The sequence below is a fragment of the Chryseobacterium sp. 2TAF14 genome (genome assembly GCF_052115105.1).
In the GTDB taxonomy this organism is placed as follows: Bacteria; Bacteroidota; Bacteroidia; order Flavobacteriales; family Weeksellaceae; genus Chryseobacterium.
The window spans coordinates 1-13,898 of record NZ_JBFRGA010000014.1 but is presented as its reverse complement, the minus strand read 5'-3'; the positions used below and the strand labels follow the sequence as shown (position 1 = coordinate 13,898).

General features: G+C 32.9%; 12 protein-coding genes. 3 read left to right on the top strand and 9 right to left on the bottom strand.

The window, feature by feature from the left end; all coding sequences use genetic code 11:
- Window positions 1-69 precede the first annotated feature (69 nt).
- Both AB4Y90_RS03290 and porW read left to right on the top strand, forming a co-directional pair.
- Window positions 70-624 carry a Maf family nucleotide pyrophosphatase gene (locus AB4Y90_RS03290; protein WP_441555935.1) on the top strand — a complete coding sequence of 185 codons (555 nt, stop codon included), beginning with the start codon at window positions 70-72 and terminating at the stop codon, window positions 622-624.
- 86 nt (window positions 625-710) lie between these two features.
- The gene (porW, locus tag AB4Y90_RS03285) at window positions 711-3,290 is read left to right on the top strand and encodes a type IX secretion system periplasmic lipoprotein PorW/SprE (protein WP_441555933.1); all 2,580 of its coding nucleotides are present in this window, start codon (window positions 711-713) and stop codon (window positions 3,288-3,290) included.
- A 12-nt stretch (window positions 3,291-3,302) separates the two neighbouring features.
- Here porW and tsaB read toward each other — a convergent pair whose 3' ends face one another.
- The 9 genes from tsaB to rpiB all read right to left on the bottom strand — a co-directional run bounded on the left by tsaB (window position 3,303) and on the right by rpiB (window position 11,359).
- Window positions 3,303-3,986, bottom strand: a complete 684-nt coding sequence (gene tsaB / locus AB4Y90_RS03280; RefSeq protein WP_441555932.1) for a tRNA (adenosine(37)-N6)-threonylcarbamoyltransferase complex dimerization subunit type 1 TsaB — start codon at window positions 3,984-3,986, stop codon at window positions 3,303-3,305.
- Between the two features lie 112 nt (window positions 3,987-4,098).
- The gene (locus AB4Y90_RS03275; protein ID WP_441555931.1) at window positions 4,099-4,524 is read right to left on the bottom strand and encodes a hypothetical protein; all 426 of its coding nucleotides are present in this window, start codon (window positions 4,522-4,524) and stop codon (window positions 4,099-4,101) included.
- A gap of 43 nt (window positions 4,525-4,567) precedes the next feature.
- Complete coding sequence (locus tag AB4Y90_RS03270) at window positions 4,568-5,320, bottom strand: SDR family NAD(P)-dependent oxidoreductase (RefSeq protein ID WP_441555929.1); 753 nt, start codon at window positions 5,318-5,320, stop codon at window positions 4,568-4,570.
- Between the two features lie 90 nt (window positions 5,321-5,410).
- The gene (locus AB4Y90_RS03265; protein WP_441555927.1) at window positions 5,411-5,782 is read right to left on the bottom strand and encodes a YraN family protein; all 372 of its coding nucleotides are present in this window, start codon (window positions 5,780-5,782) and stop codon (window positions 5,411-5,413) included.
- Window positions 5,783-5,918: 136 nt separating this feature from the next.
- Complete coding sequence (locus AB4Y90_RS03260) at window positions 5,919-6,851, bottom strand: S66 peptidase family protein (RefSeq protein ID WP_441555925.1); 933 nt, start codon at window positions 6,849-6,851, stop codon at window positions 5,919-5,921.
- On the bottom strand, window positions 6,811-7,533 hold the full coding sequence (locus tag AB4Y90_RS03255) for a LysE family translocator (protein WP_441555924.1): 723 nt from the start codon (window positions 7,531-7,533) through the stop codon (window positions 6,811-6,813). Before AB4Y90_RS03255 ends, AB4Y90_RS03260 begins: the two co-directional genes overlap by 41 nt.
- Before the next feature lie 17 nt (window positions 7,534-7,550).
- Window positions 7,551-8,432, bottom strand: coding sequence for a KilA-N domain-containing protein (locus AB4Y90_RS03250; protein ID WP_441555923.1), 882 nt, complete (start codon window positions 8,430-8,432; stop codon window positions 7,551-7,553).
- A gap of 34 nt (window positions 8,433-8,466) precedes the next feature.
- Window positions 8,467-10,617, bottom strand: coding sequence for a ribonuclease R (rnr, locus tag AB4Y90_RS03245; RefSeq protein ID WP_441555922.1), 2,151 nt, complete (start codon window positions 10,615-10,617; stop codon window positions 8,467-8,469).
- Between the two features lie 307 nt (window positions 10,618-10,924).
- A complete protein-coding gene (gene rpiB / locus AB4Y90_RS03240) occupies window positions 10,925-11,359 on the bottom strand; it encodes a ribose 5-phosphate isomerase B (protein WP_441555921.1) in 435 nt (144 codons plus the stop codon).
- 1,078 nt (window positions 11,360-12,437) lie between these two features.
- On the opposite strand from rpiB, the gene AB4Y90_RS03235 reads away from it, so the two are divergent.
- Window positions 12,438-13,628, top strand: coding sequence for a phosphoglycerate kinase (locus AB4Y90_RS03235; protein WP_441555920.1), 1,191 nt, complete (start codon window positions 12,438-12,440; stop codon window positions 13,626-13,628).
- Window positions 13,629-13,898: the final 270 nt, after the last annotated feature.

The following is a 13,898-nucleotide window of genomic DNA, read 5'->3' as shown; positions in this document are numbered from 1 at the left end:
ATCAGACACCTATTTTCTTTAAATATAAAATATCATTTACCATTAATCGTTTATCATTTATAATTACAGATGAAAATACTATTAGCATCACAATCTCCGAGAAGGAAAGAATTATTATCCAATTTAGGTTTTGATTTTGAAGTCGTAAAAATCGATTGTGAAGAAATTTTACCCGAAAACATAAAAATAGAAAAAGCAGCAGCTTATTTATCTGAATTAAAAGCAAATGCATTCAGAAATCTGCAAAACAATGAAGCTTTATTAACCGCAGATACAGTCGTTGCCAATGAAAACCAGTTTCTTGGAAAACCAAAAGATGAATTTGAAGCGAAAAAAATGATTCAGTCTTTATCAGGAAAAACGCATCAGGTTTACACCGGAATTACCATTAAAACTTTAGATAAAACCATTACAGAAACCGATGTTGCCGATGTAGAATTTGATGAAATTTCGGATAAAGAAATTGATTTTTACATTAAAAATTATAGCCCTTTTGACAAAGCAGGAAGTTACGGAATACAGGAATGGCTCGGAATGGCAAAAATTAAAAAAATAAACGGCAGTTTTTATACGATAATGGGACTTCCCACTCATTTGGTCTATAAAATATTGCGAGAATTATAGATATTTTCAAAATAAAATTTTATTATTTTTACAAAATCATCAAACTGCTGATAATAAAAAGTAAATTAGCGAGTTATATTGAAATAATGAAAAAGAAAATAGTATTCCTTTTAACAGCAATTATTGTTGTTTCCTGTGGCACGAAAGTGAAAAAACCGGAAGCAAGATCTAAGTTTTTGAAAGGATTTTCAACATATTACAACACCCTGTTTAATGCAAAAGACGCCTTAAACAGTGAGTTTACGGAAAGAGATAAAGCCCATAAAGACAATTTTTATGCGCCTTATATTCCTATTTTAACGTATGAGGAACAACCGTTGGGAAGTGATTTGGGGCAATCTGCAGCTTTTGCAGAAAACTCTATGAAAATGGCTGAAGTAAACCGATCACAAAAAAATGGGAAAAGTGCAGGTGGAATGTTATCAAACGGTCCCGGAATCCCTGGAAATATGCCTCAAGATCCTAATAATCCGGAAGAAAATAAAGGAGCAACTGTTTTGGAAATTGCTGAAGCAAAAGCTTTAAAAGCGATCAATAAATATTCTGTCATCAGAAAAGGAGAGGAGCAAAACAAAACTATTTTTGATGCTTATATTATTCTGGCGCAATCCAGAATTTATCAGGGAAAAGCGATTAAGGCTTTGGATGCTTTGAACTACGTTTTCACGCATATGAAGGAAGATAAAAGACTTCCTTTGGCTCATATTTATGAAGCTTTAGCTTATTCTCAGCTTAAAAACTATCACAAATCTGATGAAATTTTTGATAAAATTAAAAGCGAAAAACTAAGTAAAGATCATGATAAACTTCTGAGCATTTATTATGCCGAATCTCTTTTAGACCAAGGTAAAAAAGAAGAATCTATAAAAGAATTAGACCGCGCTTTTGAACTGAACAGCAACAGAAAACTAAAGAGCAGGATTGCATTTTTAAGAGGCCAGGTTCTACAGGAAACCGGAAAACAAGAACTTGCAAGAGAAAGTTTTTTAGCCGCTTACAAATATGCCAATGATTTTGAATTTGAAGTAAAATCTCAGATCGAAATTGCCAAAACATTCAACGGAAAAGGAAATTATGAAGGAGCGAAAGATTATCTTGAAAAAATAAGCAAAAAAGGAACTTACGGATCCCGAAAAAATGAGTTTTACTATGCTTTAGGTTTAATGGCAAATAAAGCCGGTAAGAAAAAAGAAGCGCAGGAATTTTTCAGAAAATCGCTACTCGAAAAAGTTTCTGACGGACAGGTGAGAGGTCTGGCTTATTACGAAATAGGTAAAGATTATTTAGAAAAAAATGATTACATCGGAGCCGGAGCTTATTATGACTCCGCCTTGGTTTCTATGACGTATGAACCATCTAAAATTTTGCTGCAAGACCAATCAAACTACATCAAAAAAATCTCAAAAAATTATTATTTAATAAAGAAAAACGACAGTATTCTTTCTTTGGCAAAAATGACCGATGCACAAAAAACCGATTATTTTGCAAAATATATTGAGAAGCTGAAAATTAAAGAAGAAAGAGAAGAGCAGGAAAGAATACGCGCCGAAAGAAGCAAAGGCTTTGATACGGGAGATTACAATGCTAATTCTTTATTTGCCAACAGCTCAAATTCTTTCGAAGATTTTGGGGTTGCGGCAAAAGGTTTCTATTTCGGAAATACAGGAACAGTCAGTAAAGGAACTTCTACTTTCAAACAGGTTTGGGGAGATCGTGCTTTAGCTGATAACTGGCGTTATTCTAAAAAAATGGCTTCGCTGGAAGATATGAAAAATGAAGCTTTGGGAGTGACGACTGCACCCAATCCGAGACGTTTTGAGCCCTCCTTTTATATCGAGCAAATTCCTTCCGATGCCGGAAAACTGGCTCAACTGAAAAAGGATAGAGATACCGCTTCTTTAGGTCTTGGCGTAATGTATCAGAATTATTTTACCAATACCCCTTTAGCAACAAAAACACTTTATGATCTGATAGACGTAAAACCGGAAGAGAAAGTGATGCTTCAGGCTTTATACGAGATTTTTGCGATGAATTACGAGAAAAATCCGCAGGCTGCAGCCAGAGCAAAACAGATTTTACTGACCGATTATCCTTACACCTCTTTTGCAGAATTTGCAAGAAATCCTAAAAGCAATACTTTTGTAAAATCTTCTGAAGAGGTAGAAAACGAATATAAAATGGCATATGCGCTGTACGAATCTGAAAAATTTGCAGAAAGTCAGGGCAAAATAGAGCAGATCGTTCTAAAATATCCCAAAGATGCTTTAGTTCCTAAGCTGAATCTTTTAAATGCATTCAACGCCGGAAAAACAAGCGGAAAAGAAGTAATGATTCTGCAGCTTGAACAGATTGTTTTGAATTATGCTAAAACTCCGGAAGGAATTAAAGCCAAAGAAATGCTTAATTATCTGAAAAGCGATATTGCATTCCAGGCAACCGATAATAAGGGAAATACAATGCCAAATAACCCTTTTAACGGACCGGGGCAGCCTTCTAATCTACAACAGTCTCCGAACAATAATACGCTTCAGAATAATAATATTAATTCGCAGCCGATGAACAATAATGTTCCTTTACAGAATAATAATGTTCCTAAAAAGACAGGAAATAATACAATGCAAAAGCTTAAGCAGACTCAGGGTGAAATGAAAGTAATAAACCAATAAAAAAAGCGAAGATTATTCTTCGCTTTTTGTTTTTTTCTTCACGCCATGAAAATCTTTCAGATAAAATGGCTCGAAATAAGCAATATCTTCAAAATCTTCATTCTTTATTTTTTCTAACGTTTTCTTTATTAAATATTGAGCAGAAGGATATATTTCTGCATTAAAGTCAGCATTAGGAAGCTGTAAAATTTCTTTTGCTTTTATTGCTCCGTCGCCTACAAAAAGTACTTTTTTATCTTTTAATTCTTCAAAAGCATTTTCATCTAAAATTTTTGCTTCGGTCGGGATAAGTTCTTCTCCTGAAATTCCGTCATAAACGGCAGTATAGACTTCCATTCGTCTTGCATCGACCAAAGGAATGATCAAATCATAGTTCTTTCCTAAAAAAGGCTCTATCATGCTTTCCATAGAATTTATCGCAACCAAAGGAATTTTAAGTCCATAGCAAAAACCTTTTGCAGAAGCAGCGCCAATTCTCAAGCCTGTGTAAGAACCCGGACCTTTTCCCAGAGAAACGGCTTCAATGTCTTTCATAGATAAATTTGCGCCTTCCAAAGCCCATTCTACAAAAGTGTGGAGCGACTCGCTCTGTTTATAGTTTTCTGAAACTTCTTCCGTAGAACAAAGCAGCTTTTCATCATCTGAAATAGCAACCGAACAGTTTTTTGAGGAAGTTTCGAGGTATAATATTTTCATTTTTAATTCTTTTTGAACTGTTCGGAAATTCCGAATAGTTGATGGAAAAACAACTTGTAAGAAATATTTACATGTTGGAATTATCTCTTTTTGTTTTGAAATTTATGCAAATTTATGGCTTTATTTCCACACTTTGTCTGCTCCACAATTTCCAGCTTGATTTGTTTTTAATCCAGATTTCAAGAAGCGATAAATTCATTTCAAAATCTTGATTTTTATACGAGCCTGAAACTTTTATTTTCCTTCTGATGCTGAATGATTTTTTGAATTTTTTGATTTCAGAAATTTCTTTTAGTCTGATTTCTTTATAAACCACTTTTTTAGAAGTAAAATCTTTTTTAAAATCATTTACATCCTGAATCCAGCCATTTGAATGACCGAAAGAAACATCAGGTTCAAATAAATCTAGGATTTTTGAATCATTATTCTGCATTAAAGAATCCAGCTTTGCAGTTTGAGAAAGCAATTGTTTTTCCTGTTTTGAATAATTCTGAGCATATCCGAAAACACTACAAAACAGAAATAGAATAGGGAACAACCTCATTTTCAAATTCTCAAATTAAACCATTTTCAAATTGAAATTATCCTTTTCTGTAAATCGTTCTCGGCTCGCTTTGTGCGCTCGGATAAATCGTCATATCGGAAACTGTAACATGTTGCGGAGCATTGATGCAATACGCAATCGCATCGGCAATATCTTCCGGTTTCAAAGCTTCGTAACCAGCATAAACCGTTGCTGCTCTTTCCTGATCGCCTTTAAACCTGATTAAAGAAAAATCTGTTTCTACAGCTCCGGGTTGAATATTCGTTACACGGATTCCAAATTCTGTTAACTCGATTCTCATGCCTTCAGAAATCACATCAACTGCTTTTTTTGTAGCACAATAAACAACTCCGTTGGCGTAAGTTTGTCTTGCCGCAACCGAACTGATGTTGATAATCTGCCCGGAATTTCTTTCTTTCATCATCGGAATTAAAGTTTTAGAAACGTATAAAAGTCCTTTTACATTTCCGTCGATCATATTATCCCAATCATCAGTACTTCCTGCTGAAAGCGGTTCTAAACCATGTGCATTTCCCGCATTATTGATAAGAACATCTACATTTTTCCATTCTTCAGGAAGTGATGCGATCGCATTTTCTACTTCTTCAAGATTTCTGACATCAAATTTTAAACTGAAAACTTCCGTTAATGCTAATAATTCTGTCTTTACAGATTCCAAAACTTCTGATCTTCTTCCGCAGATGATGATTCTGTTGCCTTGTTTTGCTAAAAGTTCTGCTGTTGCTTTTCCAATTCCGGAAGTTGCTCCGGTGATGAGTATTGTTTTCATAAAAATTTTCATTTTTAAATGTAGCTATGTATCAATTTAACAGTTTACCAATGATTGTTATATTATTAAATTGCTACATTATTACATTGATTAATTCGCATCAAATGCTTCAAAAGCATCTTCAATATGTTCTATTTCCAATTTTCCGGTTTTATTTGGAAGAACGGAAATAATATCAAATCTTACTTCCTGATCTTTATTGAATTCTTCCATAAAATGATTGGCTGCCGAAACAATTGACTTTATTTTTCCTTTTGTGACCGCTTCCTGAGGAAGGATAAAAAAATCGGTTGATCTGGCTTTTACTTCGATTACAATAATAAGATTATCTTTTTCGGCGATAATATCAACTTCATTTTTCTTGAAACGGAAATTTCTCACAAGAATTTTATACTCTTTTTTAAGTAAATATTCTGCTGCAAGGTTTTCTGCTTCTTTTCCTAATTCGTTGTGATCTGCCATTTTTTGAGTTTAAGTGCCGAAGAGTTTAAAGTGTTTAAAGCTCTATATTTATTTTAACATTAAGAAAATTAAGATTTTAAGAATTTCTTCTTTCTATTATTTTAAGAATAAACAAAGTTTATTTTTGATAAGTTAATTAAGCTTTAAACTCAATCTTTACCTTATCCTCAACCTTTACCTTAATTTCACTTCCAATAATCAACGGTCGGTTGTCTTTAATGTGTCCATTTGGAAAGCCAAAAACTGCAGGGAAATCATACTTTGAAATTCTGTCTGAAATAAGTTGGTTTGCAAAGTCATCGAAGCTTTCTTCGTAACTTTTGTTATCTTTTTCATCGCCCATATTCGTCATTCCGCCTACAATAAGACCTTTTATTTTTTTAAAAACTCCGGCTAATTCGAGGCTCATCATCATTCGGTCTAAAGCATAGAAATTTTCGCCGATGTCTTCGATGAATAATATTTTATCTTTAAAATCAAATGAATATTTGGTTCCTAAAAGTGCATAAACCAAGGCTAAATTTCCTCCAATCAATTCTCCTTCAGTATTTCCCTTTTTATTAAATTGATTTGATTTTACGTTGTATTCTAGCTTTTTACCTTTTAAAATATCAAAAACTAAATCGTAACTTTCTTCAGTTACCCCAAAGCTTGAAGTTTTAACGGTTTGTCCGTGAATGGAGGCAAAACCTTTTTTCAGCAAATAACTTTGAATTACAGTATTATCGGAATAACCAATATACCACTTCGGATTTTTGGTAAATTCTTTTAAGTTTAAACCTTCCAATAAATGTTGACAACCATAACCACCTCTTGAAGCCCAGATTGCAGAAATTTCGCTGTCATTTAAAGCCCAGTTCATATCTTTTAACCTTTCGGCTTCGGTTCCTGCATAATTGTAGCCGTTTGAAAATTTGGTGTAAAGATTTTCACCTAAAACAGGTTCAAATCCTTTAGATTTAATCATTTCTAAACCTTTTTCCAATTGAGTAGGTTCAACAGAACCAGCAGGAGAGATGATGGCAATTTTATCGCCCTTTTTTAGTGGTTTCGGGAATATTTTTTCCATTTGTTTTTTTGAATTTTACTTCTTTTTTTTCGGCTTCTTCCAATTGTTTATCAAACTGGTTAAACATTTTAAAACTCTGAAGGAAGATGAAGAAACTGAAAATAATCAGCACAACACCCACACCTTTTCTGATGTTGTTTGCCAGCTTTTGAGTAAGTCTGTCGTGGAATTGTTTTGCCAAAAATATTTTAAGAAAATCAATTGCGAGATACGTGGCAATCACGATTCCAAGATAAAAAATAACACTTTCAGTATCAGGATACTGATTTCTAACGCCAATAACCGTCACCAACCAAAAAAGAATTACTCCTACATTTAGAAGGTTTAATAAAAACCCGTTAAGAAACGTTTTAAAGTAATTCTGGCTGATTAATTTTTCTTCACCGGGCATATGCATTTTGGTCTTTGTAACCATCATAATGATTCCGTAGGTAAGAATAAGAATGGATGTAATTCTGTAAAATCCGGGATGCTTGTCAATGAGATTTACAATATCTGCACTTGCATAATAAGCTGCAACGATGCACAATAAGTCTGCCGTAATAACACCAAAATCCAGTGCTAAAGCATGTTTAGGACCTCTTGTGAAGCTTGTTTCAATCAACAGAAAAAAAATTGGCCCGATAAAAACGAGACTCAGCATAAAGCCTAATCCAATGGCAGAAAATATGAGTTCAAACATAATAGAAGATTTTATTATTATTTTTGATTTTCACCTTCTATTTTATCAATGAATGTAGAATCAGTCAGCTTTTTAATAGATTTTAAATAATCAATTTTATCTAATGTTTCCCTTTGTTCTTTTGCTGTTTCTAATAATATTTTAAACCTATCTTTTTTGTTTAAATTATTTTTTATCAGAGTTGCATTTAAGCTTTCAATATTAGTTAAAATTGCTRGTTCATTTATACTTGCCATATCTCTAATATTTTCTCCTTTTAAGACTCTTTGCGGATTAGACTCTCTCCATTGTCTTGCAGTACAACCAAATAAAACAATATTCAGTAAATCTGCTTCATCAGCATACAAAAGCCATTCCTTAGCCTGCGAAAAATTTGCTTTTGGAATAATATATTTTTTTACGGCGTCTGTTTGTATTTGATAATTAGCTTTACTCAGAATTCTCTTTACATTCCATTCCAGACCATACTGATTACTTTCAATTTCTTTTAACCTCTGAAATTCTTTTATAAGTAAAAGATTAAATAAAGGACTTATATACAATCCAAAATTAAAAGCAATATCTTTATGTGCATATGTCCCGCCAAACTTTCCAGTTTTGGCTAAAATTCCTACAGAATTTGTTTTTGCAACCCACTGCTTAACAGACATATAAAATCTGTTCGTTCCAGCTTCTGACATAATTCCCCCGAATTCGGGGGAATTAAAATTTGGGTTATTAAGTTGTTCCCAAATGCCTAAAAATTCGATTGTGTTTTTATTTGTTAACCACTTTTCAATCAGTTTACTTCCCTCTTCTTGATTAGATGTCATATCAGTGAGACATATATAATCGCTATCATTAATATCTAAAATCGAAATTGGTAAATTATCTACATTAATTTGTTTTTTCTTAGCCATTCTGATAATTTAGGTTAAAAATAAAAAATTATTTCTAACTAACAATCTTAAAATCGAGCTGTTTCTGAATTAAATTCGCTTTCACAACTTTTATCTGAACCTGATCTCCCAATTGATACCTATTTCCTGTGCGGTTACCATAAACAGCGTGTGTCGATTTATCGTACGTGTAGGAATCATCCATTAAATCTCTCAATTTAATTAAACCTTCAGCTCCATTTTCGGGAATTTCTACCCAGAAACCAAATTCTGCAACTCCTGAAATAACTCCGGTGAAAGTTTCTCCCAAATGTTTTTCCATGAATTTCACCTGCATAAATTTGATGGAATCTCTTTCTGCATCGGCTGCCAAACGCTCCATTGCGCTGCAGTGTTTTGCTTTTTCTTCAAGCTCGTTTCTGTCGGGAGATTTTCCGCCATCCAAATAATGCTGCAGCAATCTGTGTGCAAGCAAATCGGGATAACGACGGATAGGAGAGGTGAAATGTGAATAATAATCGAATCCTAAACCATAGTGACCAATCGGCTCGGTAGAGTAAACCGCTTTACTCATGCTTCGCATTGCCAAAGTTTCGATCATATTTTCTTCGCCTTTTCCTTTCACATCTTTCAGTAAAGTATTCAAAGATTCAGCTACTTTTTTGGTATTGGCAAGATCCATTTTATATCCGAAAGTAGAAACAAAATCTCTTAAAGCCTCAAGTTTCGCAGGATCCGGATCATCGTGAACTCTGTAAATAAAGGTATTTCCGTTTGGTCTTCCTTTTTTCAAAGAAACAAATTCAGAAACTTTCTTATTCGCCAAAAGCATAAATTCTTCAATCAAATGATTTGAATCTTTGCTTATTTTAAAATAAACACCAATCGGCTGATTGTTTTCATCTAAATTGAATCGAACTTCACTTCTGTCAAATGTAATTGCACCATTTCTGATACGTTCTCCACGCATAATTTTAGCCAATCTGTCGAGAACATTGATCTCTTCCTGCAAATCACCTTCTTTGTTTTCAATTCTTTCCTGAGCTTCTTCATAGGTAAATCTTCTGTCGGAATGAATGACCGTTCTTCCAAACCATTGCTTCTGGATTTCGGCTTTGTCATTCAACTCAAAAACTGCAGAGAAAGTATATTTATCTTCATTCGGACGAAGCGAGCAGACATCGTTACTCAAAACTTCCGGAAGCATCGGTACAACTCGGTCAACCAAATACACTGAAGTCGCTCTTTGATACGCTTCATCATCCAGAATAGTTCCCGGAACAACGTAATGCGAAACGTCTGCAATGTGAACACCTACTTCCCAGTTTCCATTTTCAAGTTTTCTCATCGATAATGCATCATCAAAATCTTTGGCATCTTTCGGATCGATCGTAAAGGTTAAAACATCACGCATATCCCAACGTTTTGCAGCTTCTTCATCGGTAATTTTGCGGTCGATTTTATCTGCATCTCTTTCCACTTCTTCAGGAAATTCGTAAGGTAGGCCGTATTCCGCAAGAATAGAGTGAATCTCGGTTTCATGCTCTCCCGGATTTCCTAAAACCTGTAGAATTTCTCCTTCAGGGTTTTTGTCACCGGGTTTCCATTCTGTCATTTTTACAACGACTTTATTACCGTTTTCAGCTCCGTTTATTTTTCCTTTGGGAATAAAAATATCGGTGTTGATCGTTTTTTTATCGCAAACTACAAACCCGAATTCTTTATGCGGAACCAACTGGAAAGTACCGACAAATTCTGTACGGTTTCTTTCTAAAACCTCCAAAACAGAGCCTTCAAGCTTTTTACCTTTGAAATTGTAGGTAACGATCAATACTTTATCACCCTGTAATGCATCTTTTACATTTTTAGAGTGAATAAAAATATCGTCTTTCAGGTTTTCTACAGTAACGTAAGCGTTTCCGCTTTGATTAAAATCGATTGTTCCCGTTAAAGTACCTTCAATTTTAAGATTGATGCTGAATTTTCCTTTTTCGGTTTCTTTAATTCTCTGGCTTGCCAAAAGCTTGTGCAATGCCTGAATAACCTGTTCTCTTTGTCTTGGGTTTTTATAATCGATCCCGTCTGAGATTTGTTTGTAATTGTATAATTTGGTTTGATTCTGATTCATAAATCTCATAATCAATCTTCCGATTTCCATTAGTTTATGATCATTTTTCTGACTTATATATTTTTTCTTTTTTGCCATTTTTTAATTTAATTGTATAAATATATTTCCTTTAGTTTTTAGTCGGAAATATTCTGTTTTCTTCACAGTAAGTTTCTTTACAAAAACATATCAATTTTCTATCCAAAAATTTTATAATTGAATTTTTAGTTTTGCATAAATTTAAACAAATATGGAGAAGGAGAGAGAAAAAATTTCTGATCGTCTTTATAAAAGAATCTGAAAATTTAATAGGAATCAACAGTCTGGTAAATCCTGTTGGACGGTACAAATATATAAAATAAAAAACAAATAAGGCTTGTAATTTGATTTACAAGCCTTTATCAATTTAGCAGAATGCAATTTTGTCTACTCTGTTTTGATGTCTTCCACCTTCAAAATCGGTAGAAAGAAATTTGTTTGCAATTTCTATCGCTACTTCTTTTGCAATAAATCTTGCCGGTATCGAAATCATGTTTGCATCATTATGCTGTCTCGCCAATTCTGCAATTTCCGGCATCCAACACAATGCACATCTTATTTCCTGATGTTTGTTGGCTGTAATCTGAACTCCGTTTCCGCTTCCGCAGATAAGAATTCCTAATTCGTTTTCTCCGTTTTCTACTGAAGTTGCAGCAGGGTGCACAAAATCCGGGTAATCGACAGAATCTGTAGAAAAAGTCCCAAAATCCTGAACTTCAAAGTTTTCTTTCAAGTGCTTTTTAAGAATTTCCTTATACTCAAAACCTGCATGATCTCCTGCAATAGCAATTTTTCTTTTCATTTTTACTTTTAATTTATTTACTTTTAATTTATTTACTTTTATCTTATTTCTTTTGGCAAAGTTACATTAAATCCGAATTTAATCTTCTTTGTTTCATTAGGTTTTATATTAAAATTCCAAATTATATATCTTAATCTCTATTATTTAAATAGCAAAAATTTTCCTTCCATATTAAAGTTGAATCTGATGTCTGATTAAAATTTGATCTTAAATGATGGCTAAAGATGCAATTACTTCTTTAACTAAATATTTAGTTTATATTAAACGACTTCAATTTTTTAGAGCATTATTCGACATTTCAGAGTTAAAGTCTTTTTTAATATTAAATAAAAAAATTTCCATGATTCTGCTGCTTCTTCGATTTTTCAATTCTGTAATTTTAAAAAGGTTGAAGTATAGCTTTTGGATTAAAACATTTATCAACAACCAATATAATCGGCAATAGACTGATTTTCAGAGGAGTTTAATTTTCAATTTTACGACAATCAGCTTTTTTAATAATTGTTAATTAAATTCTAACAAATTGTTAAAACCATTGTGAATAACTGTGGAAAACTTTGTTAAAAATTATATTTTTTTTCATCCAGAAAATTAGTAATGAGAATTGCTTCCAAATTTTAATGCAAAAATTTTTAAAAACTTTTTTCGGAGTAATCTTAAGTTTTTCCATAAATCGGTTATTAATAATTGCTATCGTGGAAAAGTTATCAATATTTGTTAGTAACTGATCGAAAAATCAGATTTCCAGCATTTTATTTTGTGAATTAAATCTGAATTATTATAAAATTTCATGTTATCAACTTTTGACGCTAAAGTTATCCCCGAAACTCACAATACTCAACAACAGTACTCATTCTTTCTTTTAAAAAAAAAGAAGATAGTGTTGATCGGTGGATGATGGCTTTGTTCAGAATTTTTTGAAAACTTTTAAAAGATTCGATTTTTTGCGAGACTTTAAAATCTTACATTTGTGAAACAAAAAATTCAAAAGAATTTGTGAAATCGCCCTGAGTTTAGAAAATTCAAAATTTAAATTCATCACGGCGGCTTTACACGACTAAAAAATATAGATTAAAGTATGAAAACAATCAATGACTTCAATTTTAAAGACAAAAAAGCTCTTGTAAGAGTAGATTTTAATGTTCCTCAGGACGATCAGTTAAAAGTTACAGACAACACAAGAATTGTAGCTGTAAAACCTACAGTAGATAAAATCCTTCAGGATGGCGGTTCTGTAATTTTAATGGCTCACTTAGGAAGACCAAAAGGAGAGGTTAAGGATGAGTTTTCTTTAAAACATATTGTAGATGAAATATCGAATGTTTTGGGTAAAGAAGTAAAATTTGTTGATGAATGTGTAGGAGAAAAGGCTGAACAAGCAGCTTCTGAGCTTCAACCGGGAGAAATTCTTTTATTAGAAAACCTGCGTTTCCATAGCGAAGAAGAAAAAGGAGATGCAGCCTTTGCTGAAAAGCTTTCTAAGCTAGGTGATGCTTATGTAAATGACGCATTTGGAACGGCTCACAGAGCACATGCTTCTACAGCTGTAATTGCACAGTTTTTCAATTCAACTAAATTTTTCGGTTTATTAATGGCTAAAGAACTTCAGGCTATCGATAAAGTTTTAAAAAGCGGTGAAAAGCCTGTAACAGCGATACTTGGAGGCTCAAAAGTTTCAACTAAAATTACCATTATAGAAAATATTTTGCCGGCAATTGATAATTTAATTATTGGTGGCGGTATGGCATTTACTTTTATAAAAGCTCTTGGCGGTAAAATTGGTGCTTCATTGGTTGAAGAAGATAAGCTTCCTCTTGCTCTGGAAATTTTAGGAAAAGCTAAAGAGCATAATGTAAAAGTATATCTTCCTTCAGATGCGATTATTGCAGAAAGCTTTAATAATGATGCTGAAAGAAAAGAAGTTGATATCTATGAAATTCCGGAAGGATGGATGGGATTGGATGCAGGTGCAAAATCAAGAGATCAATTTAACGATGTCTTATTAAATTCCAGAACGATTCTTTGGAACGGACCGATCGGGGTTTTTGAAATGTCGAATTTCTCGGCAGGTACTATTGCTTTAGGTGACAGTATTGCTGAATCAACAAAATTGGGAGCATTCTCATTAGTTGGAGGAGGAGATAGTGTTGCTTTCGTAAAACAATTTGGTTACGGCGAAAAAGTAAGCTATGTTTCTACCGGAGGTGGAGCGATGCTTGAAAGCTTAGAAGGTTTGGAACTTCCGGGAGTTGCTGCAATCAATAATTAAAAATTTTTAATTGATATAAATTTTAAGTCTGCTGAATTTTTCAACAGACTTTTTTATTTTTCATTGTGAAGTAAAACTTTAAGTTTTTTTAAAAATTTTTAAAAAATTGGCTTTCAGAATTATGCTTAAAACTTAAAATAAAAATTTCCTGTTGTGATTCTGTATAAAATAAAAATTATATCAAAAATGAATTGTTTCTGATCGAATTTATTTTTTTACTATTAAATTTTGTCAGTTTTCTTTCTTTTTATTTTTAAGTAGCAATATTAT

Bases quoted from the DNA above. Each gene is read 5' to 3' on its own strand.
- AB4Y90_RS03270 (WP_441555929.1), bottom strand. From the start codon at position 5,320: ATGAAAACAATACTCATCACCGGAGCAACTTCCGGAATTGGAAAAGCA.
- AB4Y90_RS03260 (WP_441555925.1), bottom strand. From the start codon at position 6,851: ATGGAAAAAATATTCCCGAAACCACTAAAAAAGGGCGATAAAATTGCC.
- AB4Y90_RS03290 (WP_441555935.1), top strand. From the start codon at position 70: ATGAAAATACTATTAGCATCACAATCTCCGAGAAGGAAAGAATTATTA.
- porW (WP_441555933.1), top strand. From the start codon at position 711: ATGAAAAAGAAAATAGTATTCCTTTTAACAGCAATTATTGTTGTTTCC.
- AB4Y90_RS03235 (WP_441555920.1), top strand. From the start codon at position 12,438: ATGAAAACAATCAATGACTTCAATTTTAAAGACAAAAAAGCTCTTGTA.
- rnr (WP_441555922.1), bottom strand. From the start codon at position 10,617: ATGGCAAAAAAGAAAAAATATATAAGTCAGAAAAATGATCATAAACTA.
- rpiB (WP_441555921.1), bottom strand. From the start codon at position 11,359: ATGAAAAGAAAAATTGCTATTGCAGGAGATCATGCAGGTTTTGAGTAT.
- AB4Y90_RS03265 (WP_441555927.1), bottom strand. From the start codon at position 5,782: ATGGCAGATCACAACGAATTAGGAAAAGAAGCAGAAAACCTTGCAGCA.
- tsaB (WP_441555932.1), bottom strand. From the start codon at position 3,986: ATGAAAATATTATACCTCGAAACTTCCTCAAAAAACTGTTCGGTTGCT.
- AB4Y90_RS03255 (WP_441555924.1), bottom strand. From the start codon at position 7,533: ATGTTTGAACTCATATTTTCTGCCATTGGATTAGGCTTTATGCTGAGT.